We start from the raw sequence: 23,584 nt of genomic DNA on the forward strand, positions 1-23,584 counted from the left end.
CAAACAGCTGGGCACGGTATTTACCACCCATTCAAACAGTCGACATATCAACCACTAGATCTGATATGTGGCTTTTTATCGTCTTTAAAAAAACAATAGTCGGAGCGCAGATATGAAAATTCTCATGATTGGGCATGGCATGGTGGGGCATAAATTCATCGAATCTGTACTGGAACAGGCCGGTGATGACATTGAGCTGACCATTTTGGCAGAAGAGCCACATTTGGCTTATGACCGGGTACATTTGACCGAATATTTCAGCGGCAAGTCGGTCAAGGATCTGAGTCTATGCCGTAGTGATTTCGCCGATGCCTATGGCATTGATTTACGACTGAATACCAAAGCAGTTGAAATGGATCAGCTGAATAAAACGGTAACGACTAATCACGGTGATGTGCTGAGTTTTGACAAGTTGATTCTTGCCACCGGCTCTTATGCCTTTATACCGCCAATCCCGGGCAATGAGCGTCAAAACTGTTTTGTCTATCGTACTATTGAAGATCTGGACGCGATTCGTGCCGCCAGCCTGAATGCAAAAACCGGTGTGGTGATTGGTGGCGGCTTGCTCGGACTGGAAGCAGCGAAGGCATTACGAGATCTGAATCTAGACACCCATGTGGTGGAATTTGCACCGCGTCTGATGGCGGTGCAGATTGATGATCTGGGTGGCCGGGTATTGCGTTCTAAAATCGAAGATTTAGGCGTCAAGGTTCATACCCAGAAAGCCACATCAAGTATTGAAGATGGTGACAGCACTCAGCATGTAATAAAGTTTGGCGATGGCTCAGTCCTTGAAACCGACATCATTTTATTCTCTGCCGGCATTCGCCCACGTGATGAACTGGCGCGCCAGAGCGGCCTGCTGATTGGTGAACGAGGCGGTATCATCATTAATGATTATTGCCAGACCTCACATCCGGACATTTATGCCATTGGTGAATGTGCACTTTGGGACAATAAAATTTATGGTCTGGTTGCACCAGGCTATGACATGGCGCGTATCGCAGCGAAACATGTACTGGGCCAAGAGAGTCATGCATTCGCTGGCGCCGACATGAGCACCAAGCTCAAACTGATGGGTGTGGATGTTGCTTCTATTGGTGACGCACATGCCATGTCACCTGGTGCCTTGAGCTATTTCTATGCTGATGAAGCCGCGCAGGTTTATAAAAAAATCGTGGTGTCAGCAGACAGGACCAAGCTGCTGGGCGCGGTGCTGGTGGGCTGTGCCAAAGAGTATAGCGATCTCCTACAAATGATGCTGAATGGTCTGGCTGTGCCGGAGCAACCGGAAAGCCTGATCATGCCGGGCTTTGATCAGTCAACTTCCAAATCGGGTGGCAGTGGCATCGATTTATTGCCTGACAGTGCGACCATCTGTTCCTGTAATAACGTTTCCAAAGCTGATATCTGTTCAGCCATTGATGGCGGTGCAACTTCATTGGGTGCACTGAAAAAATGCACGCAGGCTGCAACGGCGTGCGGTGGCTGTGCGCCACTGGTGACGCAGGTTCTCAAATCCGAATTACAGCGTCAGGGTGTCACGGTGAACAATCACCTGTGCGAACATTTTGCCTATTCGCGTCAGGAACTGTATCACCTGGTACGCGTGCATGAAATCAAGACTTTCTCTGACCTGATTCAGCAACATGGTCATGGGATGGGCTGTGATATCTGCAAACCGACTGTGGCCAATATTCTGGCATCCTGCTGGAATGATTTTGTTCTGAAACCAAGTCATGCCGGTTTGCAGGACAGCAATGACTATTATCTGGGCAATATCCAGAAAGATGGTTCCTATTCGATTGTGCCACGTGTGGCAGGCGGCGAGATCACCCCGGATGGCCTGATTAGCATCGGTCAGATTGCCAAAGATTATGGCTTATATACGAAAATCACGGGTGGACAACGGATTGACATGTTTGGTGCGCAGGTACATCAATTACCGGAAATCTGGGGAAAACTGATCAATGCCGGTTTCGAGTCCGGACATGCCTACGGCAAATCCTTACGTACCGTGAAATCTTGTGTGGGCAGTACCTGGTGCCGTTTTGGCGTCGATGATTCTGTCGGCTTGGCGATTTTTCTGGAAAACCGTTACAAGGGCCTGCGTTCACCGCATAAAACCAAAATGGCCGTATCCGGCTGTACCCGTGAATGTGCCGAAGCACAAAGCAAGGATGTGGGGGTGATTGCCACGGAAAAAGGCTGGAATTTATATGTCTGCGGCAATGGCGGTATGAAGCCGCGCCATGCAGAACTGCTGGCTTCAGATCTGGATACTTCCACACTCATCAAATATATCGACCGCTTCTTTATGTTCTATATCCAGACGGCGGATCGTCTACAGCGCACCAGTGTATGGCGTGACAATATGGAAGGTGGGCTGGATTATCTGAAAGATGTCATTGTGCACGATTCGCTTGGCATTGCGGCTGAACTGGAAAGCCGTATGCAGCATGTGATTGGCACTTATCAGGATGAATGGCGCACCGCGATTGAAGATCCAGAAGTACGCAAACGCTTTAAAACCTTTATCAACGCCAAAGCAGCCGAGCAGAATGACCCGCATATTCAGTTTGCACCTGTACGTGGTCAGATCCGGCCAAAGACTGACGCTGAACGTGATCTCAACCGTATTCCAGTGGTTGAAGCCTAAACACCACAGTCAGGGAGAATGAAAATGACAATTTTAAAAGATATGAACGAACTGAACTGGTACGAAGTCTGTCATCTGGATGAGATCACCCCGAATACTGGTGTTGCAGCTTTGATTGAAGATCAACAGATTGCAATTTTTCGCGTGGGTCAGGAACAGCGGGTGTATGCGCTCAGCAATCAGGATCCGTTTAGTCTGGCCAATGTCATGGCACGTGGCATTCTGGGCGATCTGCAAGGTGAGCGTGTAGTCGCATCCCCAATTTACAAGCAGCATTTCAGTCTGGTGACCGGCCGTTGTCTGGAAGAGCAAGATCAGAAATTACTGGTATTTCCAACCCGAATTGAAAATGGCACAGTCTTTATCAGCCCAACTGCACAAAAGACCTATATTTCCAGTAATGGTCAAAACACAGAGCGTTTAAAACTGGTATTGGTCGGGAATGGGCTGGCGGGTATGCGCTGTCTGGAAGACTTGCTGGATATGGCGCCAGATCGTTATGACATTACCGTGATTGGGGAAGAGCCATGGGGCAATTACAACCGCATCATGTTGTCACCGGTATTATCTGGTGAGAAAAGTTTTGCCGAAATTATGTTGCATTCAGTCGACTGGTATACTGAAAAAGGTATCCGTTTTATTGGCGGAGATGCAGCACTCTCTATCGACCGCTCACGCAAACAGGTGTATACCGGAAAAGGCGAAATGGTTGCTTATGATCGTCTGATCCTCGCCACTGGTTCCAAACCCTTTATACCGCCAATTCCAGGTGCTGAACTTGAAGGCGTGATGAGCTTCCGGGATATTCAGGATGTTAACCGCATGCTGGATTACTGCAAAACCAAGCAAAATGCCGTCGTCATTGGCGGTGGTCTGTTAGGACTGGAAGCCGCATATGGCTTGAAACAGCGAGGGATGAATGTAACGGTGCTACATCTGATAGACCGTATTATGGATCGTCAGCTGGACATGAAAGCCAGTCAAATGCTGAAGAAATCAATTGAAGAAAAAGGTATTAGGATTATCACCGAAGCCAATACCGAAGAACTACTAGGTAGTGATGGTCACGTGACTCAACTGCGCTTAAAAGACGGGACAATGCTGGATGCTGATTTGGTGGTATTCGCCGTCGGGATTCGACCAAATAAAAGTCTGGCCGAACAGTCTGGCCTGCGCTGTAACCGCGGCGTGCTGGTGAATGACACCATGCAGACCTATGATCCGAGTATTTATGCAGTGGGTGAATGTATTGAGCATCGTGGTCAGACCTTTGGATTGGTTGAGCCATTATGGGGACAGGCCTTTATCTGTGCGACTCATCTGGCTGAACATGGCCGACTGACCTTTAAGGCACCGACTGTTCCGACCCAGCTTAAGGTCAGCGGATGTGACGTATTCTCGGCAGGTAATTTTGAACCGACTAATGATTTCGAAGATATCGTGCTGAATGATGAGAAGCGTCAGATTTATAAACGGATCATCATTCAACAGGACAAAGTCATCGGTGCGGTGTTGTTTGGCGATACTGAAGATGGGGCATGGTATGCCGAACTGATTGCAGATCAGACACCAATTAGTAATATCCGCAGCAAGCTGCTTTTTGGTCGGGATTTTGCATTAAGGAAAGTAGGCTAATCGGATAAAGCTCTCCAGCCCTTCTTTAGCAAAGGAGGGTTGGGGAGGATTAAATTTTAGGCTTGCTCATTCAGAAATTATATTGCTGGATAAGCCTTCAATTGTAGGTTGGTGCAACAAAGCCAATTACATTTAAAAATATGGCACGTTATTTGCTGATCTATTTAGTAAATATGGCAACGGCGCCATGACACGATTGATCTGCTTAAATAATGCAAGGCAAAGACGCCTAGGGTTGAAATAGACCTTAGGCGTCTTTTTATTTAATAACAGGCAAGAAATTTTTATATAAAGGGGATAAAACTATGGCTTATCTTGCTCCTGCAGAGTTTGCAAAAAAAGTAGTCGATGCTGGTGAAGCAAAACTGCATATGGCCACACGTGATGTTGTAATTCGTGCATTTATGGCCGGTGCGATTCTGGCGCTGGCAGCAGTATTTGCGGTAACGATTGCTGTACAGACAGGGGTGCCACTGATCGGTGCACTGTTATTTCCAGTCGGGTTTTGCATGTTATATCTATTGGGCTATGACCTGCTGACCGGGGTATTTGTATTGACTCCTTTGGCCTGGCTAGACAAACGTCCAGGGGTGACATGGGCGCGTATTTTAAAAAACTGGGGGCTGGTGTTTTTAGGCAATTTTATTGGATGTTTAACCGTCGCAATCTTGATGGCGGCGGTCTATACCATGGGTTTCGCAGCTGAACCAAACGAAGTCGGCGTAAAAATTGCTCATATTGGTGAAGACCGGACTTTGGGTTATGCCGAATATGGCTTTGCTGGCTGGATGACCATCTTTATACGCGGCATGCTGTGTAACTGGATGGTGTCACTTGGTGTGATTGGCGCCATGATGTCAACAACTGTAAGTGGAAAATTCATTGCCATGTGGATGCCGATCATGCTGTTCTTTGCCATGGGATTTGAGCATTCTGTCGTGAATATGTTCCTGTTCCCATTTGCCATGATGATGGGCGGTGATTTCTCGATTACAGACTATTTCTTGTGGAATGAATTACCGGTAGTGCTGGGTAACTTGGTTGGTGGTTTAGCTTTAACTGGTCTGGCGCTGTATACCACGCATGTCCGTACAGGTGATAAAAAAGAATTTTAATTTGAGCATGATATTTATGTCTTGAAATTGAAGGGATCGATTCGATCCCTTTTCGAGTGTCTACAATGAATAAAAAATTAAAAATCAGTATCGGACAATATTCTTCCGCCGGAATCAAAGCACAAAATCAGGATTTTTATGGCATTTATATTCCTGAAGGCCATGCGCTGAGCAGCAAAGGTATTGCCTGTGCCATTGCAGACGGGATTAGCAGCAGCAATGTCAGCCATATTGCGGCAGAAACGGCGGTCAGTAGTTTTTTATCCGATTATTATTCAACTTCGGATGCATGGAGTACCCAAACTTCAGCTGCTCGGGTGATTCGTGCGACCAACTCTTGGCTGTATGCGCAAACCCAACAGAGTCAGGGACGTTTTGATAAAGATCATGGTTATGTCTGCACCTTGAGTGCACTGATTTTGAAACAAAACAGGGCACATATTTTTCATGCAGGTGATGGCCGTGTTTATCGCATTCAAGCCCAAAGCATTGAACAGCTGACCATTGATCATCGGGTTCGTTTATCTTCAACCGAGCATTATTTAAGTCGTGCTTTAGGTGTAGATCATCGGATTGAAGTCGATTATCAACAACTTGAATTATGTGAAGATGATTTGTTTCTCTTGATGACCGATGGTGTCTATGAATTTATCGATATACAGCAGATCTCGGATATGCTGCAGCAAAAACAAAATCTGGATACTATTGCCCAATCTATCGTCGAACTGGCCTTAAAGCGCGGCAGCGATGACAATCTCACCATTCAAATCATCCGAATTGATGCATTAGCTCAAGAGAAAAGCTTTCAGATTCAGGAAAATATTTTATTTCCACAGCAACTCAGTCATGGTGATTTGTTTGAAGGTTATCGCATTCATAAAATCCTGCACCAAAATCATCGCAGTAGCCTTTATTTGGCGCAGGATGCAGCCACACAAGCTCAGCTGGTCATTAAAACCTTGTCTGTCGATTTGCAGGATGACCTGAAAGCAGTGGAACAATTCCAGCTGGAAGACTGGGTATCCAAGCGTTTAAAACATGAAAACCTGATGCACTACTATCCGCATACAGGCAGTAAAAAGTTTTTATTTCAAAGTTATGAATACTTGCAAGGGGAAAGCTTAAACCGATGGCTACATCGTCAAAAAACTGCTTTAAGTTTAAAACAACTGATTCCGATTATTGAACAGGTGGCCAAAGCACTGAATGCCATGCATCGACTTGAAATGCTGCATCAGGATGTACGGCCAGAAAATGTCATGCTGCTTGAACCGATTGATGCTTTGAAAGTAAAACTGATTGATTATGGATCGACGGCAGTTAGAGGGCTGGTCGAACTGAATCCTAAACATGCAGATGTGCCTTTGGGAACGTTGGCATTTATGGCACCAGAGTATTTTATAGGGCGCTCACCCTCGGTAAAATCAGATCAGTTTTCACTGGCAGTGATGAGCTATTATTTATTGACCCGGCAATTGCCTTATGGGACAGAGCTGGCGCGCTGCAAGACCGAAAAAAAATTAAAAAAGGTACGCTATCATTCACTGTCTGAATATCGTCCGGATTTGCCCAAGGGTTTGGATACGATTTTTAAAAAAGCACTGTCAATTCGTCCAGAGCAACGTTATGAGGCACTTTCAGCATTTATCTATGACTTGAAACAGCCTGATCTTGAATTAAAAAAATCTGTTTCACGTCCTGTGATTGAGCGTCATCCCCTGACATTCTGGAAATGCTGCACCGCGATTCTGTTTATCTTATTACTCTTGGTCTTTTCCCTATATTTTACAAAATAAAGCTCTTTAATAGGCTATTCAATTATATTTTTTGAATTGTCAGCAGCAAGTTCGGGAATGTTTGGCATATTATTCAGTCCAAATATCTGCTTATTCTATGTGCAGGTTTTAATGAAACAGTTGCTGTTTGCATCACTTTATGTTCACGCGGTTTTCACCCTTTTTCTGCTCAATGAGTGAATAATTTTTGAATATGAGTCAGGTTGAGTCTGATCCAAAATTTATCCTTTAGCCCAGATCCAAGACCCAGTGCTCAGTAATTTTCTCAAAATATATAAACGACTGTGGGCTCGATCCAAGACGATGCTATGAGCTAATTCAAATCGATATGCTACTCAATTTCAGTGAGCTTTGAATATGAAGTAACTGGTTTAGTCCACTATGAATTTAACGCAGTATTACATTATGCCAACTGGAAATACATGTGTGCAGAATTAAATAGCATATTATTTAATATCAAATACTTAATTATTAAGTTCTTGGAACTTGTGAGGATGTGGTGGCTATCTTGCAAGTTGTATAATCAAAAAATACCAAAATTACATCAAAAAATATACGCTGATCAGTCAGTTTTTTGGCAGAAAATAATGCCTTGATTCGGCATTGTTCATTTATGCTACAGCATAATTTTTAAAACCAGAATCCCTCTAGGATTAGGATCATGTATACAGGATTGTATAAACCCGATATGAGCACGAGAACAATTCCGCTGAACAAAAAACCGCTAAGCTTGATGATCCTTTCAGTTCTTTCCAGTGCTGTCTATGCTGAAACATCTCGCAGCCAGCATCCTGTGCAACAACTCAACACCATCGTGGTCAGTGCTGAACAGACAGATCCGCAGCAGCAATACCAGACCGAGCTTGCGCAAACCTCAGGTGGAACCAATTTTATTTCAGCCCAGCAGCTTGAACATCAACATATTGCAAATAATGCCGATGTATTTCGTCTGCAACCCGGTATCTATGCTCAATCCCCGGGCAATGAAGGCGCCAAAGTGTCTATCCGTGGCTCGGGTATTAACCGGACATCAGGTGCGCATGCCTCTGGTACCTTTGTGCTGATTGATGACATTCCATTTACCGGGCCGGGCGGCACCGCTTATGAATTACTAGAGCCTTGGTGGATTGATCATGTTGGCGTCTATCGCGGTGCAAACGGTTTTAAACAGGGGGCGCTGGCGCTAGGCGGAGCGATTAACTATAAAAGCAAGACTGGTGCCGAGCAGAATGGTTCTGAACTGAAGTATGAGGCAGGCAGTCATGGTTATCAAAAATATCAGTTCAGTACCGGCCGTAAACTGGATCAGCTGGATTATTATCTGGCACTAACGGGTAACCAGTTTGACGGAATTCAGGATCATGCCAAAGGTGATGGCAAAGGCCTGGCTTTTAATCTCGGCTACCAGATTAGCCCGGACATTGAAACCCGTTTTTATGCCCGTTACCGCGAAAGCAAACATCTGACACCGGGGCGTATTACCCAGGAACAATTAAAAAACAATCCTGAAGTAGCTGATCCTAATTTTGTAGGAATTGATGCCAAACGTATCCAGCCGGGCAGTACCTGGCTCGCCAACACCACCACCTGGAATTTGCAGGATGATGCAAAATTGACTGCTAGTCTGGCATATCATCATTATCCGTTAGACTTACGTGAAAGTCGCTATCGTACCAATGTCGATTATGAAGATATTACTGCACGTATTCAGTATGAAAAGCCCTATCAATTGTTGGGTCTGGAACATCAGGGGCGTATTGCCTTACGCAGTACCACCCATCGTCCAAACAGTGGTGTAACGGAAACTTTAAGATTTAATACAGAAATTGGTAATCAAACATATCCGGCAGATACGGTCACGCGCCGTTATACCTATCGTGGTTCAGACAATGTATTGCAATTTGATCAGCAGACGGCGCTCAATGACCAGCTCTCCCTAGATCTGGGTCTTGCAGCAGTCTATGCCCATCGTGAAAGTGAAGTGACTTATGCAAATATTATTCCTGATCCAAATTCAGGTCCTTATGTAGATCCTAAAGTCAGTCGTTATGAATGGAATTTTGCACCACGACTTGGATTGACCTATCAGCCAAATGACTCTGTGCAATGGTTTGCCAATTTAAGCCGTAGTATTGAACCGGCACATCCTTGGGCAATGGCTTGGTCTTCACCTTATTACTATTCTAAAGACAGTGGAGCTGCATCAAATCGAGTACGTGCGCCAATCTATTTGGATACGCAAACCGCCCATAGCTTTGAACTGGGTGGGCGTGGACAATCATGTTTTGGAGACTGGGCACTGAGCTACTATTATTCCAAGATTAAAAAGGAGCTATTGTCTTCTGAAATGATTAAAAATTACGGGAATGATTCTGATTCTACTACTTCAGAGGAAAGAATTAGTGTAGAAGCAAATGCCACGCCAACCATTCATCAAGGTGTCGAACTCAGTTTTGATACACCATTGCATGAATTTAAACACGGTGAGTTACGCTTGCAACAAGCTTATACACTAAGTGATTTCCAATACAAAAATGATCCACTTTTTGGCGAAAATCAGTTGCCGGGAATTCCAAAACATTTGTATCAGGCACAGCTCAGTTATGCCATGCATAATGGTTTCTATATTGGTTTGAATACCGAATATGCATCCAAAATGGCACATGATTATGCCAATAGCCGCTTTAGTGATGATTACCAGATCTGGGGCATTGATCTGGGTTATGCACCTGAACAGCAGTCCTGGAAAACCTGGATCAACTTCAAAAATATCACCGATGAAAAATATGCTGCTGTGGTGATTCCCGGTCTAAATGATCAAGGAAAGGATGAGGCGCGTTCTTCACCAGGAGAAGGATTCTCGACCTATGCTGGTGTGTCTTTCAAGTTTTAAACTTGAAACTGTTACAAGCGTAAAAAAAAGAGCGGAGATTAGCCCGCTCTTTTTTATATATGATTAATTCAACCATTAACTTTGGATAATTCCATTGACGCCCGTGACGATCATGTCTATCGCAATGGTACCGATCAGCAGCGCAGCAACACGGCCAACAATATCCACATATAAATCTATGTAGTTGGAGTATTTATGCTGTAAATGATCATGCAGATATTTCATTAGAATCAGCAGGCTGCAGGTCAAAAACAGGGTAAGAAAAATCACCAGCATGGTTTGCCATAAACTGAGCTGAATTCCGGTAATCACCGCCGCTGAAATGGTGCCCGGGCCAATCATAAATGGCATGGCAATGGTGCCTGCCAGATGATGAGGCGCCCCACGCATCACGCCAATGGTATCGGCGCCTTCAAAGACATAGCGATAACCAATCACCAGAAAAATGATACCGCCAAAAATCTGGAAAGATTCAAAGCGTACATGCAGCACTTCCTGAAAGAAGGCTTCACCGGTCTTGGCAAAAATGATAAAGACGATAAAACTGATCAGGCTGCCCTGAATCAATGCCATGTTAAATACTTTGGCCTCGGAATTACGGATAATTCCGAGCATATAAATACTCATCAAAAATGGATTGAGTAAAGAGAAGAACAGGGCAAAGGCATGTAAGCTTTCTGACATCATCAATTCCTTCTAAGACCTTGGACAGTATTAATTTTCACGGTCTGGAAACAGCGGGCGTGTACCCGGACTGATACGGTTAATATGCAGATACATCATATGACGTTCATATTTATCCAGAATGTCGTTAATGACCTGTTCCTTGCTATAACCGACCAGATCATTGCCTTGCGAACCTTCAAACAGATAGCTTTCCAGACGATAGTAATAACGTTTGGCACGTTTCCCGCGCGAACTGAAGTTTGGGGTGTCATAACGCACCGGCCAGATTTCATAAACAAAATTTTCTTCTTCATCGAGCTGAATAATCAAATCCAGATGATAGAGTTCCGGTTCATCCTCTACCGGTTTTTCCTGTACATCAACATGCACACCTTTAGTGATGAGTTCGGCTGCAACAGCCTCGATAGCCGGTTTGCACACCTCATTTAGCATGCTTCGGGTCTGGGACAGGCTTGGATGTAACATCACCCGACTCAGCCGTTTTTTCCAGTTAAAGATGTCCACGTTTCCGACCACAGGTGCCGCATTCATACTGGTACTGGCCTGACGGAAATCTTCCAGACGCAGGGATTTATACAGGCCCGCCATGACAAAGAAAATCACAAAGCTAAAAGGCAGTCCCATAATAATGGTGGTGTTTTGCAAGGCTGTAACACCGTTGGCCATCAGCATCGCCAAAGTCAGCAAGCCAATCGCAATGGCCCAGAAAATACTCAGCCAGCGCGGTGAATCATGCTCGATATTGGTAAATTTAGTGGTGAAATTCCCCAGTACCAAAGCGCCAGAATCCGCAGAAGTGACATAGAACAACAAACCGGTAATGGTCGCGATCCCTGCGATAAAGCTAAAGCCAGGATATTGCGCCAGCAAGTCATAGAAACCATGTGCCGGATTTTCCAGGACTGTGGTCGCCAGTTGAGTATTGCCATCAAACATGACGCTATGGAGTGCACTATTACCAAAAATAGATAACCAGGTCAGGGTAAATAATAGGGGAATAATCAAGGTGCCGGCGACAAACTCACGGATGGTTCGTCCACGTGAAATACGCGCCAGAAACAGCCCGACAAAAGGAGACCAGGCAATCCACCAGGCCCAGAAGAACAAAGTCCAGCTATTCATCCATTCTTTAGGTTGCTCAAATGGAAAACTGGTTAAGGACAGCTTTGGAAACTGACTGATATAGTCACCAAAGTTCTGAATCAGGGCGGCCAGCAAGAATTCGGTATTGCCCATCATTAAAATAAACAGTAACAGGCCAATCGAGACATAAATATTAATTTCTGAAAGGACGCGGATGCCTTTATTGACACCGGATGCAACAGAAATAATGGTAATAATCACCGCGACTGCGATTAATCCGGTCTGTACCCACAGGTTTTCCGGTAAATCAAACAGCACATGCAGGCCGTAATTGAGCTGGACCACACCAATACCGCAGGTGGTCGCAATACCGAAAATCGTGCCGAGTACTGCCGCAGTATCGACCGTATGCCCAATCGGACCATGAATCTTTTTACCAAAAATCGGATAGAGTGCTGAACGGATGGTCAGTGGCAGGTTATAACGATAACTGAAATAGCCCAGGGCCACACCTATCAGTGCATACATGCTCCAGCCAGTTAAACCATAGTGGAACAGGGTCCAGACCATGGACTGGCGAGCCGCCTCGAAAGTCTGGCCTTCACCGACGGGTGGATTCATATAATGCGAGAGAGGTTCCGCCACCGAGAAGAACATCAGGTCAATCCCGATTCCGGCAGAAAACAACATGGCTGACCAGCTTAATAAACTAAATTCAGGCTTGGAATGTTTAGGCCCTAATTTAATTTCCCCATAACGTGAACAGGCAATAAAAATAATAAACACCAGATACAAAGTGGCAGCCAGCAGGTAATACCAGCTAAATGTACGACTGACCCAGTTCAGAATATTGGTGATGACCAGATTGGCCTGTTGATTGAATAAAATCGTGACGAGAGAAAAAAGCAGAATAAGTGTTGCTGAAACATAAAACACCACTTTATTCAGACTATCCTGCACTTGTTCAGTTTTCTTTTGCATAAATCTGTGACCGTAGTTTTATTGTCATGTGATTTACAGCGCAGTTCGATTTGACACAGGGTTCGACACTTAAAGAGTCAAAGCCGAATCAATTACAAACATTTGCAAATCCAAAACAAACTGCGCTGTACATCTGAGGTTGCTAGGCACTATAATTTTTATTAATTGATCGTTCAATTAAAAAAACGTTTTTTAATGTTACCTCATTCTGCTATTGCAGCATGAGTCCGATTTATAGATTCGTTATTCAGGTTAGTCTTATGCCAAAAGTTGGTATGCAACCGATCCGCCGTCAACAGCTTATTGACGCGACCCTAGCTGCTGTAAATGAACTAGGTTTTGCAGAAACCTCAATCAGCCAGATTGCACAACGTGCCGGTGTTTCGACCGGCATCATAAGCCATTATTTTGGCGGGAAAAATGGCCTCATTGAAGCAACAATGCGTTATTTATTGCAGCAGTTAGGTAAAACCGTGGCAGAGATGCAGACCCAGGTGGATGCCACACCTGAGCAACGTTTGCTTGCCATTGTACGGGGTAATTTTGCTGCACCTCAAACCAATAAGGCCGCTATGAAAGTCTGGCTGGCATTTTGGGCGAGCAGCTTGCATCAACCGGACTTGCATCGGTTGCAACAGGTTAACCATTACCGCTTACATTCCAATCTCAAGCACGAATTTATGAAAGTGCTGTCCAAATCAGAAGCAGAAAAAGCGGCACAAGGGCTAGCTGCACTGATCGACGGATTCTGGTTACGCGGCGCACTGATCAGTGGCGAGATTGATCCAGAAATGCCGATCGAACTGTGTAGCCAGTTTATCCAGCAGCAATTGAAATCACACAAATAGGCGAGGGAATTACAGTGACTACCTATCATTTACAGCGTCCTTATATTCACGGCCAATATGTCGATGCAACATCGCATCGCAGCTTTGAAAGCATCAACCCTGCAACTGGTGAGATCCTGGCGGAAATCCAGATCTGCAGCAAAGAAGACATTGATCGTGCCGTCGAATCTGCACAAAAAGGGCAGAAGGTCTGGGCTGCAATGACGGCGATCGAGCGCTCCCGGATTTTAAATAAAGCAGTCGCTATTTTACGCGAACGTAGTGATGAACTGGCGCGTATTGAAAGTCTCGACAGCGGTAAAGCCTGGAGTGAAACCTCTACGGTAGATATTGCGACTGGTGCAGATGTCCTCGAATATTATGCCGGCATCTTGCCAGCCCTCGAAGGACAGCAGATTCCACTGCGAGAGACTTCATTTATTTATACCCGTCGTGAGCCTTTGGGTGTTGTGGCCGGCATCGGGGCCTGGAATTATCCAATCCAGATTGCATTATGGAAATCTGCACCAGCACTGGCGGCAGGCAATGCCATGATTTTTAAGGCCAGTGAAACCACGCCTTTGACCGCACTGAAACTGGCTGAAATCTATACCGAAGCCGGTGTGCCGCACGGGGTATTTAATGTCGTGACTGGCAGTGGCGAGATTGGCGCTTATTTAACTGCACATCGGGATATTGCTAAAGTCTCGTTTACCGGTGGTGTTGCCACGGGTAAAAAAGTCATGGCGCAAGCCGCAGATTCCAGCCTGAAAGAAGTCACCATGGAACTCGGTGGGAAATCTCCCCTGATTATCTGTGAAGATGCCGATCTTGATCTTGCCGCTGACATTGCCATGATGGCCAATTTTTACAGCTCAGGTCAGGTCTGTACCAACGGCACCCGGGTATTCATTCCCTATACCTTAAAAGCGGCTTTTGAAGAAAAAATCTTGCAGCGTATTCCTCATATCCGTATAGGCGATCCGCTTGATCCGGAAACCAATTTTGGGCCAGTTTCCAGCTTTGCGCATATGGAAAAAGTATTGAAATTCATTGAGCAGGGCAAAACCGAAGGTGCACGTTTACTGTGTGGCGGTGGTCGTGCCACACAAGCCGATTTAGCCCAGGGTGCCTATGTTTTGCCGACAGTATTTAGTGACTGCCGGGACGACATGACTATGGTTCAGCATGAAATTTTTGGGCCAGTCATGAGTATTTTAAGCTATGACACTGAAGAAGAAGTCATTCGCCGTGCCAATGCGACCGAATATGGGCTGGCTGCAGGTGTGGTGACTCCTGATCTTGCCCGCGCGCATCGTATCATTCACCAGATTGAAGCCGGAATTTGCTGGATTAATACCTGGGGCGAATCTCCAGCGGAAATGCCGGTCGGTGGTTATAAACACTCGGGCGTAGGGCGTGAAAACGGAATTATGACCTTGCAGCAATATACCCAGACCAAATCGGTTCAGGTGGAATTGAGCCCATTCCAGTCCGTGTTTAGCGCATAAGGAGGTCTCCGCTTGATGAATTACGATTATATTATTATCGGGGCAGGCTCAGCCGGAAATGTGTTGGCTGCTCGATTGACTGAAGATCCGGACACCAAAGTCTTGCTATTAGAGGCGGGCGGGCCGGATTATCGTCTGGATTTTAGAACCCAGATGCCGGCCGCCTTGGCCTATCCTTTACAGGGACGGCGTTATAACTGGGCCTATCTGACCGATCCTGAACCACATATGAATAATCGCCGTATGGAATGCGGACGTGGTAAAGGTCTGGGTGGTTCATCGCTGATTAATGGCATGTGTTATATCCGGGGCAATGCCATGGATCTGGAACAGTGGGCCAGTTTGAAAGGTCTGGAACACTGGAGCTATGCAGAATGTCTGCCCTATTATAAAAAGGCGGAAACACGCGATATTGGCGGCAATGACTATCATGGCGATGCCGGGCCAGTTTCAGTCGCAACACCAAAAAATGATAATAATGAGCTGTTTCATGCCATGATCGAAGCTGGTGTACAGGCCGGTTATCCACGAACAGATGATTTAAATGGCTATCAGCAGGAAGGCTTTGGCCCGATGGATCGTACCGTGACGCCAAAAGGTCGTCGTTCCAGTACCGCGCGCGGTTATCTGGATATGGCCAAAGGGCGCGATAATCTCACCATTATTACCCATGCCATGACCAATAGAATTCTGTTTAGCCAGAAGCAGGCGATTGGCGTGGAATATTTTGAAGGTCAAAATGCCTTACAACCCATTCAGGTCTTTGCCGATAAAGAAGTTCTGCTGTGTGCCGGTACGATTGCTTCCCCGCAAATTTTGCAGCGTTCAGGTGTGGGTCCTGCCGCATTATTAAAAAGTCTGGACATTCCGGTCGTTCAGGACTTGCCGGGTGTGGGCGAAAACTTGCAGGATCATCTGGAAATGTACCTGCAATACCAGTGTAAAAAACCGGTCAGTCTCTATCCCGCCTTAAAGTGGTATAACCAGCCGATGATTGGTGCTGAATGGTTATTTCTAGGCACAGGTATTGGTGCCAGTAATCAGTTTGAAGCAGGTGGCTTTATCCGTTCTTCCGACGAGTTCGAGTGGCCCAATATCCAGTATCATTTCCTGCCGATTGCAATTAACTATAATGGAACCAATGCCATTCATGAGCATGGTTTTCAGGCGCATGTCGGTTCGATGCGTTCACCCTCCCGCGGGCGTATACAACTCAAATCCAAAGATCCGTTTGAGCATCCAAGTATTTTATTTAACTATATGAGTACCGAGCAGGATTGGCGCGAATTCCGGGATGCCATCCGGATTACCCGGGAAATTATGCACCAGCCAGCACTTGATCCTTATCGGGGTGAAGAAATCAGTCCGGGTCAAGCTGTACAGACAGATGCCCAGATTGACGAGTTTGTGCGTAATCATGCTGAAACCGCATATCACCCATCTTCTAGCTGTAAAATGGGCGAGGATGATATGGCAGTTGTGGACGGTTATGGCCGGGTACATGAAATGCAGGGTCTCAGAGTCATTGACGCTTCCATCATGCCCTTAATTATTACCGGAAATTTGAATGCCACTACCATCATGATGGCCGAGAAACTGGCAGATCATATTCGGGGAAATCCGGCTTTAGCTGCATCGACTGCGCCGTTTTATCGGGCAGCTCGAGTCTCAAGCCAAGCTTGAAATTTCTATTTTACAGGTGGAAATAGGCATAAACTTATATTAATTATGCGTTAAAATAAGCTGTATATTTTGATATTAATCGATCTTTAAGTAGGGCTGCATCATGTTTTCAGCCCTTTTATTTACCCAAAAAGAATTTTATATTTTATGAGAATCTTAAATCAAACCTTGCTCTTCGGCTGTGTCACATTTTCCAGTATTTGTAGTTTTGCAAATGACGTTCAAAATAATCAAATACAAGCAAGTGGCAACCTGAGCGTGGTGTCTAAATATGTATCACGCGGTTTAAGCAATGCACCGGAAGACGATAATATTGCACTACAAGCAGGGTTGAATTTGGCCTATGGCAACTTTTATGTGGGCTATTGGGGTTCTACATTGGGTTATTCCTATGCTGAGGTGCAAGGACGCAAAGGGCATAGCACCGATAAATTCGAGCATGATTTTCTGGTCGGTTATACGCACAGCTCGGAACATTATGATTGGGATTTCTGGAATGCCACCTACTATTATCCAGGGGGCGAAAACACCACCGGTAATGAGTTGGGTTTAAATGTCAGCCGTATGCTGGATGAAAAAACCAGTATTGGCGCGAGCGTATCGACCTATCTTTATGATGTGGCCTATGCCAATCAGGGCGATACCTTTTATACGCTGAATCTGAACCATCAATTGAATGATCGTGTGAATGCCAGTCTGACTGCTGCAGGTAGCTATTTTAATGATGAAGGCAAATATGAAGGTGGAGAACTGGGCGATACCCAAAAACAGCATGCCTTCCGTTATGCGTCTGCTGGACTGAGTTATGCAATCTTGCCTCAATTAAGTGTGTCAGGCGAATATCTGCTGGGGGGCTATGACCGCTACGGTGACAAGCAGCGAAATCTGGCTTTATTCGGTTTAAGCTATGATTTTTAAGGCCTTAAAGCTTAGAAGATGAAATTATTGTTAATCTGTCTATACATATTTTAAAGCTACATCAGAAGCGCTCATTCGATATTAAAAGCAACACATGGATCGTCACAAATTTTAAATGTGTTGATTCATGTTGTTCCTATTTCTTAGCTTTATAGAAAATATCGCGGAAAAACTCACAAACGTTATCAATTTCATCAAATGACTCTATAATAGCGCCCATTCTTAAAGGGTTCGCCGTAGTCTCATGACTACGTTATTACCCTGATTTATTTTTAAGTCAAGTTCTCCTGCGTGATTCGGCTTGTACATTCAGATTCAGCATCTTATTTGTCCATGGCGGCACATAAGAACATTTAGGTGTCCACATGGAAATCAAGGTCAATTATCTCGACAATCTGCGCCAAGAAGCCAAATTTGATGACTTCACGGTGATTGCCGATCAACCGATTCGTTACAAAGGCGATGGTTCCGCTCCCGGTCCATTCGATTATTTTCTGGCCTCATCGGCACTTTGTGCAGCTTACTTTGTCAAAGTATATTGTGCAGCACGTGATATTCCGACCGAAAATATTCGCCTGTCACAAAACAATATTGTCGATCCTGAAAACCGTTATAAACAGATTTTTAAAATTCAGGTTGAACTGCCAGCTGATATTTCAGAAAAAGACCGCCAGGGCATTTTACGTTCGATTGACCGTTGTACGGTCAAGAAAGTGATCCAGACTGGCCCTGAGTTTGTGATTGAAGAAGTCGAAAGCATTGATGCCGATGCGCAAGCCTTGTTAATGCCAAGTCTGGCCTCTGAAAACAGCACTTTTATTCCGGGCAAAGATCTGCCTTTGGAAGAAACCATTGCCAATATGTCTGCCATTCTGGCCGGTCTGGGCATGAAGATTGAAATCGCATCATGGCGCAATATCGTACCAAACGTATGGTCATTGCATATTCGTGATGCACAGTCGCCAATGTGCTTTACCAATGGTAAAGGTTCAACCAAGGAAAGTGCGCTGGCATCTGCACTGGGCGAGTTCATCGAGCGCTTGAACTGTAACTTTTTCTATAATGACCAGTTCTGGGGTGAAGACATTGCCAATGCAGAATTTGTACATTATCCGGATGAAAAATGGTTTAAGCCGGGTCCAAATGGCGAACTTCCACAGGAAGTCTTAGACGAATACACGCTTGAAATTTATGATCCTGAAGATGAACTTTTAGGTACTCATCTTTATGACACCAACTCGGGCAACACCGAACGCGGCATTTGTTCACTGCCATTTGTACGGCACTCTGATGGTGAAACTGTTTATTTCCCATCAAATCTGATTGAAAACCTTTACTTAAGTAACGGCATGAGTGCAGGGAATACCTTGCCTGAAGCTCAGGTGCAATGCCTGTCAGAAATCTTTGAACGTGCAGTCAAGCGTGAAATTATTGAAGGTGAACTGGCTTTACCGGATGTGCCTGAACAGGTGCTGGCAAAATATCCAAAAATCGTGGAAGGCATTAAAGGTTTAGAGGAACAGGGCTTCCCGGTGCTGGTCAAAGATGCTTCATTAGGCGGCCAATTCCCGGTAATGTGTGTGACCTTGATGAACCCGCGCACTGGCGGTGTGTTTGCCTCTTTTGGTGCGCATCCAAACTTTGAAGTGGCACTTGAACGCAGCCTGACTGAATTGTTGCAAGGTCGTAGCTTTGAAGGTCTGAATGACCTGCCAAAACCAACCTTTAGTTCAAATGCCGTGACTGAACCAAACAACTATGTCGAACACTTTATCGATTCGAGTGGTGTGGTGTCTTGGCGTTTCTTTAGTGCCAAAGCAGATCATGAATTCGTGGAATGGGATTTTACCAATAATGGCCAAAACTCCAATGCAGATGAAGCTGCAGCTTTATTCGGCATTCTGGAAGAGCTCGGTCATGAAGTCTATATGGCGGTTTATCAGCATCTCGGCGCAACAGCTTGTCGGATTCTGGTGCCAGGCTATTCTGAAATCTATCTGGTTGAAGATCTGATCTGGGACAATACCAACAAGGCTCTGGCATTCCGCGAAGATATCTTGAACCTGCATCGTCTGGATGAAGAACAGCTTGAGGCGCTGGTAGAGCGTCTGGAAGAATGTGAGCTGGATGACTATACCGAGATCAAAACCTTGATCGGGGTTGAATTCGATGAAAATACCGAATGGGGCCAATTAACGATTTTAGAATTAAAATTGTTAATTTATCTTGCGCTGCAACAATTTGAAGAAGCCAAAGATCTGGTTGAGCAGTTCTTGCAGTTCAATACCAATACCGTTGAACGTGGCCTGTTCTACCAGTGCATGAATGTCGTACTTGAAGTATTGCTTGATGACGAGATGGAACTGGAAGATTATGCACATAACTTCCGCCGTATGTTTGGTGATGCACGTATGGACGCGGTTATGGCTTCAGTTGAAGGCACAGTACGTTTCCATGGTTTGAGCGAAACCAGTATGAAGCTTGAAGGTCTGGATCGTCATTTACGCCTGATTGATAGCTATAAAAAACTGCATGCTGCGCGTGCCAAGTTTGTGGCAAAATAAATCAATTCCCTGAATGACTCAAATTTTAGTCGTTCAGGTCTGATTTTAAAATGGCTGATCCGGCTTCGGGTCAGCCATTTTTTCAGCACGACATAAACCAGATTATTTTCCTATCTCATTTCAATAGATAGAGTGATACAGGCTTATTTTGATTTACTTTAAAATTTATTAATCCCAGCTCTCGAGAGAACTGGGATTACCTAAAAAATTAAAGTGAAGAGTTAGTACGAACTACTTCAAGATTGGGTAAGTGAATCAGAGAAATAGATATATTTTTTTAATTCACAAGAACTATCCAAATTACATATTTGGATAGTTTGGACCACCGCCACCTTCCGGTGTTACCCAGGTGATGTTCTGAGACGGATCTTTAATATCACAGGTCTTGCAGTGCACACAGTTGGCTGCATTGATCTGGAAACGCTTGGAACCGTCATTATTTTCCATGATTTCGTATACACCTGCCGGGCAGTAACGCTGTGCCGGCTCATCCCATTTCGGTAAGTTCACTTCCACCGGAATCGAAGCATCAGTCAGCTTTAAATGCGCAGGCTGGTTTTCTTCATGTACGGTATTGGATACAAATACTGAAGACAGACGGTCAAAGGTCAGCTTGCCATCCGGTTTAGGATAGTTCGGTTTAAACGTTTCAGCCGCCTGAGTTTTCAGTGCCGCATGGTCTTGTACCAGATCATGTAGGGTAAACGGTACTTTAAACACGTTCTGATCAATGAAGTTAAATGCACCACCGATCCATTGACCGAATTTATGCATTGCCGGGCCAAAGTTACGTGAGTTATATAACTCTTCTTTCAGCCAGCTTGCATCAAACTTGTCTTTATAGGCGGTCAGTTCTTTGACAAAGAAATCTTCGCCTTCAACTACACGCGCAACCGCCAGATCACCGCCTTTTTCCACACCAGCCGCAATCGCTTCAAATACCGCTTCGCCGCAGAGCATGCCGGACTTCATTGCCGTATGTGAACCTTTGATTTTGGCAAAGTTCAGGAAACCTGCATCATCACCAATTAAAGAGCCACCCGGGAAGGTAAATTTAGGCAGTGAGTTAAAGCCACCTTTGGTCACGGCACGTGCGCCATAAGAAATACGCTTGCCGCCTTCCAGATATTGTTTAATCAGAGGATGGGTTTTCCAGCGCTGCATTTCCATAAATGGATAAATATGCGGATTGGTGTAGGACAGATCCACGATCATGCCCAAAGTCACCTGATTATTTTCAGCATGGTATAACCACCAGCCGCCACTCGAGCCGGTTTCATTGAGTGGCCAGCCGGCACCATGCATCACCAGACCCGCTTTGTGCTTGGCCGGATCAATTTCCCACAGTTCTTTGATCCCGATACCGTAATGCTGTGGATCTGCATCTTTGGCCAGGTTGAACTGTTCGATCAGACGTTTACCGAGGTGGCCACGACAACCTTCAGCAAAAATGGTGTATTTGGCATGCAGTTCATAACCCGGGGTAAAGTTATGCGTTGGTTCGCCATCTTTACCAATGCCCATGTCACCGGTCTGGATGCCTTTCACGGTACCGTCAGCATGATACAGAATGTCCGATGCGGCAAAGCCCGGAAAGATCGAGACTTCCAGTTCTTCCGCTTTCTGGCCTAACCAGCGCACCACATTGCCCAGCGAGATGACATAGTTGCCATCGTTATGCATGGTTTTTGGCACCATCCAGTGTGGGGCTTCTTGTGATTTTTCATCTGAAAGCAGGAAGAAAGTTTTATCTTCGGTCACCGGCACATTGAGCGGTGCGCCTTGATCTTTCCAGTCCGGGAATAATTCATTGATGGCACGTGGTTCAAGTACCGCACCTGACAGGATATGTGCACCGACTTCGGAGCCTTTTTCTACGACACAAACGGACAAATCATTTAAGTTGTTTTCAATTGCAAGTTGACGGATCTTGATCGCAGCAGATAGACCTGCAGGGCCTGCGCCGACGATGACGACGTCAAACTCCATCGATTCTCTTGTTATATCTTCCATAATATAAAATCCAGTTTCGCTATACGATATTTATAGCATTATCCAGATGGCTTATGAAGTCTAATTTTTGTTTTTTATAGGGATAGATTTTGAGAGTCTTGGATTGCTGTAGAATGAATAGAATTGAAAAGATCCGGTTCAATATTAGAAAACGGTTTAATTATTATTGGCTGCAACAAATAAAAAGAGCGACCTAAGCCGCCCGAATGAGAGGTTTTACTTACATATTATTCAGGTTCATGGCAATACTATTCACCATGTGAATCAGACGCGGGCCAATTTCATTTTCCAGTTTTTCCTGATTTAGCAAATAACTTGGTGCACCACAGTTAAAAGTTAAAATACCATGTTTGGGATGAATCAAAGGAACGGCCACAGAGTTCACATCTTTGGCCCAGTCTCCGAGAGATAAACAATAACCATAATCCTGATAATCGCGAATGGCGCGTTCTAGATTTCGTTTAATTGTTGTCCATTGATCTTCATTTCTTTTTTTAATGGCATCAAATAAATATTCACGTTCTTTCACGTCCATCGCCGCCAGACATGCACGCCCCATGGCACTCGAATGAATTGGTAAAGTTGAACCCACTGAACGGCGCATGGTTAAAGTCGTATCTGTATGTACCACTTCCAGATAGATCATATTGAGACGGTCACGTGTTGCCATTGCCACTGGCGCCTGGGCATAACGTGACATTTCTTCCATAAATGGATAGGCTTGGGTTCGCGCAGAAATATTGCTTAAGGCAGAATAGCCCAGAGCCAGTACACCGACATCGAGTAAATATTTAGTCGTATTTGGAAGTTGTTTCAGATAGCCTAAAGATACCAGCGTACTGGTAATACGCGCCACGGTTGGCTTTGGTAAATTGGTCATTTGTGCAATTTCTTGATTGCCCAACAACTGATTGGTCGCAGAAAAGCATCTTAGAATCTCAAGGCCACGCGCAATAGACGCAATAAATTGGGGATTGTTTTCGCGATGAATATGCGAGATCGGATCTAAGCGAATTTCATCAAAATTAGGTATTTCACCTGTTTTATTTTTAGTCATGGTCTACAGAAATAGAGAAGTAAATTAATGAATATCATAGCAACTTAGTTTCACGATACAAAATAAAACATTTAAATTGTAGATGAATTATATGAGTAACGACTAAATATTATTCTATCTCATGTCTAAATGCTGCTATACAGAGTAAATAACTGCAAAAAA

The 23,584-nt window shown here is 44.9% G+C and carries 14 protein-coding genes; 10 read left to right on the forward strand and 4 right to left on the reverse strand.

Annotation, left to right across the window (positions count from 1 at the left end; all coding sequences use genetic code 11):
- The first annotated feature begins 112 nt into the window (after positions 1–112).
- The 5 genes from nirB to FTU40_RS04375 all read left to right on the forward strand — a co-directional run bounded on the left by nirB (position 113) and on the right by FTU40_RS04375 (position 10,098).
- Entirely contained in the window at positions 113–2,659 is a 2,547-nt protein-coding gene (nirB, locus tag FTU40_RS04355) for a nitrite reductase large subunit NirB (protein ID WP_218951632.1), read from the forward strand.
- Positions 2,660–2,683: 24 nt separating this feature from the next.
- Positions 2,684–4,294: a nitrite reductase small subunit NirD gene (gene nirD, locus FTU40_RS04360; RefSeq protein ID WP_180039914.1), complete on the forward strand. Its 1,611-nt coding sequence runs from the start codon at positions 2,684–2,686 to the stop codon at positions 4,292–4,294.
- 305 nt (positions 4,295–4,599) lie between these two features.
- Positions 4,600–5,409: a formate/nitrite transporter family protein gene (locus FTU40_RS04365; protein ID WP_005170868.1), complete on the forward strand. Its 810-nt coding sequence runs from the start codon at positions 4,600–4,602 to the stop codon at positions 5,407–5,409.
- 65 nt (positions 5,410–5,474) lie between these two features.
- The gene (locus FTU40_RS04370; RefSeq protein ID WP_180039916.1) at positions 5,475–7,205 is read left to right on the forward strand and encodes a bifunctional protein-serine/threonine kinase/phosphatase; all 1,731 of its coding nucleotides are present in this window, start codon (positions 5,475–5,477) and stop codon (positions 7,203–7,205) included.
- 688 nt (positions 7,206–7,893) lie between these two features.
- Positions 7,894–10,098: a TonB-dependent receptor domain-containing protein gene (locus tag FTU40_RS04375; RefSeq protein WP_180039918.1), complete on the forward strand. Its 2,205-nt coding sequence runs from the start codon at positions 7,894–7,896 to the stop codon at positions 10,096–10,098.
- Positions 10,099–10,173: 75 nt separating this feature from the next.
- Here the strand turns inward: FTU40_RS04375 and FTU40_RS04380 are convergent, their stop codons facing one another.
- Both FTU40_RS04380 and FTU40_RS04385 read right to left on the reverse strand, forming a co-directional pair.
- Positions 10,174–10,782 carry a MarC family protein gene (locus FTU40_RS04380; protein ID WP_100328614.1) on the reverse strand — a complete coding sequence of 203 codons (609 nt, stop codon included), beginning with the start codon at positions 10,780–10,782 and terminating at the stop codon, positions 10,174–10,176.
- Positions 10,783–10,812: 30 nt separating this feature from the next.
- The gene (locus FTU40_RS04385) at positions 10,813–12,849 is read right to left on the reverse strand and encodes a choline transporter (RefSeq protein ID WP_005170883.1); all 2,037 of its coding nucleotides are present in this window, start codon (positions 12,847–12,849) and stop codon (positions 10,813–10,815) included.
- Between the two features lie 260 nt (positions 12,850–13,109).
- Here FTU40_RS04385 and betI point away from each other — a divergent pair, with 260 nt between their 5' ends.
- From betI to FTU40_RS04410, 5 genes are all read left to right on the forward strand, one after another.
- Positions 13,110–13,697, forward strand: coding sequence for a transcriptional regulator BetI (betI, locus tag FTU40_RS04390; RefSeq protein WP_005170886.1), 588 nt, complete (start codon positions 13,110–13,112; stop codon positions 13,695–13,697).
- Between the two features lie 14 nt (positions 13,698–13,711).
- Complete coding sequence (gene betB, locus FTU40_RS04395) at positions 13,712–15,187, forward strand: betaine-aldehyde dehydrogenase (RefSeq protein ID WP_180039920.1); 1,476 nt, start codon at positions 13,712–13,714, stop codon at positions 15,185–15,187.
- A 15-nt stretch (positions 15,188–15,202) separates the two neighbouring features.
- Positions 15,203–16,870 carry a choline dehydrogenase gene (gene betA, locus FTU40_RS04400; RefSeq protein WP_180039922.1) on the forward strand — a complete coding sequence of 556 codons (1,668 nt, stop codon included), beginning with the start codon at positions 15,203–15,205 and terminating at the stop codon, positions 16,868–16,870.
- A 147-nt stretch (positions 16,871–17,017) separates the two neighbouring features.
- Positions 17,018–17,788 carry a hypothetical protein gene (locus FTU40_RS04405; protein ID WP_100357599.1) on the forward strand — a complete coding sequence of 257 codons (771 nt, stop codon included), beginning with the start codon at positions 17,018–17,020 and terminating at the stop codon, positions 17,786–17,788.
- A gap of 365 nt (positions 17,789–18,153) precedes the next feature.
- Complete coding sequence (locus FTU40_RS04410) at positions 18,154–20,352, forward strand: OsmC domain/YcaO domain-containing protein (protein ID WP_180039924.1); 2,199 nt, start codon at positions 18,154–18,156, stop codon at positions 20,350–20,352.
- 300 nt (positions 20,353–20,652) lie between these two features.
- Here FTU40_RS04410 and FTU40_RS04415 read toward each other — a convergent pair whose 3' ends face one another.
- Positions 20,653–22,365, reverse strand: a complete 1,713-nt coding sequence (locus tag FTU40_RS04415) for an electron transfer flavoprotein-ubiquinone oxidoreductase (protein ID WP_180039926.1) — start codon at positions 22,363–22,365, stop codon at positions 20,653–20,655.
- 220 nt (positions 22,366–22,585) lie between these two features.
- Complete coding sequence (locus FTU40_RS04420; protein ID WP_005170895.1) at positions 22,586–23,422, reverse strand: IclR family transcriptional regulator; 837 nt, start codon at positions 23,420–23,422, stop codon at positions 22,586–22,588.
- Positions 23,423–23,584 lie beyond the last annotated feature (162 nt).

Origin of the sequence: Acinetobacter sp. YH12100, assembly GCF_013419135.1 — a bacterium.
GTDB lineage: Bacteria > Pseudomonadota > Gammaproteobacteria > Pseudomonadales > Moraxellaceae > Acinetobacter > Acinetobacter pseudolwoffii.